Here is a 3,656-nt window from a genome sequence, read left to right on the forward strand (position 1 = left end):
TTGTCTTCTGCGAACAGGTCACCCCAACAGGTGTAGACGACCTCACCATCTTCGATCAGCTCGATCATATAGGTGTGCTCACCACAGCCAATCGCCTGATCAGTATCGATACCGTCAATCATCAGGTTGTAGCTATCGATACAATCATCAAAGCCAGTCACTACCATATCGGGAGTGATCGTTGCTGCACAGTTAGCACCAAGGGTTACATTCAGATCAGCAATACAGCCGAACTCAAATGGTACCGCACTATCGTCAATATTTACCGTCGCGGTACAAACATCGCTGTTGCCAACACAGTCCGTTACCGTCAATTCTATTTCTGCTCCTCCTATCGTACCGATTGCCAGATCAATATCTGAACAGTCGAAGAAGGTCTGATCAACCATGTAGTTAAAATCAGCATCACAGTTATCCATACTTCCCAGTGCAATAGCGTCAATATCCGCTTGGGTAAGCGTGTACTGGCCGCTGGCTGACAGGAAGATCGTTATTGTATTACATATTGGTTCAGGAGCGGTCGTATCTTCAACAGTGATGATTTGGGTATGGCTATTGGGGTTGCCACAATCATCTTCCACTGTCCAGGTACGCGTCAGCGTGTATTCCTGTGGGCAGGCACCATCGACGCGTACCTCGTTGAACATTACCGTCAGGTTGCCCGTTGTCGTCTGTCCTTCGTTAAGGCTACCAGGAGACTCTGCAACAGGGCCTGTCCAGGTGAAGTCACCGACGTCGAAACCGGCTCCTATCAGTTGAAGTGATTCTCCGATCTCGCCGGGTTCTTCTACACCGATATCTACAGACATCAGGCCATTGGCAGTGCCTTCATCAGCTGTGAAAGCGCCTTCCCAACTGATGAACTGAACCACCGTATTGTCACGACTATCCACTAAAGCCACACCGTCAGGAGGGCCGTTCTGGATACCGTTAGGATCATAATCAAAAGAAATGGCACCCAGGTTACAGGCTTCATTGTCGATCGTCCCCATCAACATCAGGGTAGAGATCAGGTCGCCATTGGCACCGTTATACAATTGCAGCTCGTAATTCATCAAATCAGTGCCGGCAATACCTGCAACTTCGATGAATTCGCCGATATCATTGCCAAAGTTATCGTAGTGAATCTCATTGATCCACACCACTTGACTAAAGCCGCTGACATCACAGTTGTCCGTAGCCGTCAGCACGGCTGCTGCAGGTACGGCTTCATCACATTCCAATGTGATGGCCGCCAGTGGAAGGGCTTCGCAGAACTCCGGAGCAGTATTATCTTCTACAGTAATGGTTTGTGTGTGCGATACATCGTTGCCACAGCCATCTATAGCTGTCCAGATGCGCGTCAGGGTGTACTCATTGGCACAACTGCCATCGGTCCGCATTTCTGTAAAGACAACTTCAACAGCATTAGAAGAAGGACAGCTGCCTGGATCAATCGTCTGGTTGGCATTCAGCATGCCGGGAGATTCCGCCAGTGGACCTACCCAGGTGAAGCCCGTCGTGCAACCCGTTCCAGTAAGCTGGAGCGATTCTCCTGCATCACCAGGCTCGGAAACACCGATATCGGTACTCATCATACCATCAGCAGGACCACCATTACCGGTGAAGCTGCCTTCGTAGCTTAAAAATTCTATTACATCACCACCACACACCAACGCTATTCCATCCGGGTTACCATTTTGGAGGCCGTTCACTGGGTAGAAGAAGGAAACCGCACCAAAGCCAGTTCCTTCATCATCAATAGTGCCTCCAAGCGGCGTCGTACCGTAGGTCATGCCGTTGGCACCATTATAGAGGTACAACACACAATTGCTCAGGTCATAACCGGCGCTACCAGCTACTTCGATAAATTCGCCAGCATCCGTTCCGGTGTTGTCATAGTGGATTTCATTAATAAACAGTACTTGCTCCGCGCTGGTACAGTTGTCCGTAGCTGTTAGTACAGCTGCCGTGGGGACTGCATCACATTCAACAGTCATGTTCATTGGTAAGGCTTCCACAAACACGGGGTCTTCCGTATCTACCGTAAAGGTGAAGGTCTGATCACACGAAGACGTCTGTCCCCGATCATCTGTTATGGTGTAGGTGCGTGTAACTGTACGCATACAACCTACATCCACCGTTACATCATTGGACGTCAGTACCAGTGGGAAACAAGGATCAGCAGAGACCGTTGGCCAGGCCGGGTTAGGGGTCATGCCTCCTGCTACATTGAAGTTCGTCGTGGCAGCAGGTGGCGTTACATTACAGCCAGGATCAAGACCAAAGTTGTTCGCTGGGCAAGTAAGAACCGGAGCATCACAAATCACCACTTCTACTACCTGCTGTACCGTTTGGGTACAACCAGGAGAGGCCGTTCCATTCATAGGAGCAATACCGCCATTGCCATCGTCAGCACCATCAAAGGTCATAATCACAGTGTGTGGACCTTCCGTGTAAGTTGCTGGATCAAATTCTGTTTCGGCCATGCCGTCAACGGTGAAGCTTACCATATCAGCACCATTGCCGTTTGTATCCGTTCCGCCTAAAGTAATCACCGGATCATCATCTTGAATCGTTGATGGAAGCGCCGGGTCAAAGACTGGATTTGGATAGCTACAGTTGTTGCTAATCGTAAGTGTTACGTTTGCAGGGCTTGTGGCACCAAACGGTCCTTCGATCATTAAGGTGTAACCTGTCGCATCAACATGCACAAATGGTAGTTCGTACGTACCAAGTCCAGCATTGTAAGTAAGGGTTACTGAACCATCACTAGCTACAGCTACACCCGCACTTTGTACACCTACTGCGGGGACATTGTAGGCATCAAANGCACCTGTAGCTCCTACTACCGTCCATGTTTGGCCCGAAGGGAGCATGCCATTAGCATCAGCAATAGATACCAATTCTGAGAATTGGCCATCATCGCCGCCAGTGTTATTATCTATGTCAAATACGGTAGCATTATCCAGACACATACATGGGTCGGTAATCTCTACCTCACATTCGATGATATCAATCATGCTGGTCGCTGAGTTCGTACAACCGTTAGCATCTGTGAAGGTGTAAGTAATCGTAATTGGGCCAGCGCCAGCAACCGTGGGATCAAGGTTATAGTTGATACCGTTGCCATTATCAGTAACGCCGGGTCCACTATAGACACCACCTATAGGCGAACCACCTGTAATTGGTATGCCCTGAAGAGGAGCATCCACACAATAGTAGAGTGCCGTCGATAAACTTACTGTAGGTAAATCAAATACCTCTACCATATCTGTAGCGATACAACCGTTGACTGGCTCTGTATAAGTAATGGCATGAGTACCAATTCCTGCAATACCAGGATCAAAGCTATAAGTCATACCATTCCCATCATCGGTAACACCAGTGCCACTGTAAACGCCGCCCGTAGGGCTACCGCCACCAAGGCCAGCTTGTATTCCAGCATCAATACATAAATCTGCAGGAGCTGAAAAAGTCGCAGGATTTAGCGTACATGGAGGAACTATTACGGTAAAGCAATCCATGCAAGTACCGTCCGTAGCGCCCATACAAACACCGTTACTATCATCATAGACAACAACATCATAGTCGCCTAAATCTGCGCCAACAGGGATACTTATCGTTCCGCTAAGGCTTGTCGCTGAAGCTGCAGTACCCGTAAAAGTTATTGTTGT

It is taken from the genome of Lewinella cohaerens DSM 23179 (genome assembly GCF_000379805.1).
Lineage (GTDB): Bacteria > Bacteroidota > Bacteroidia > Chitinophagales > Saprospiraceae > Lewinella > Lewinella cohaerens.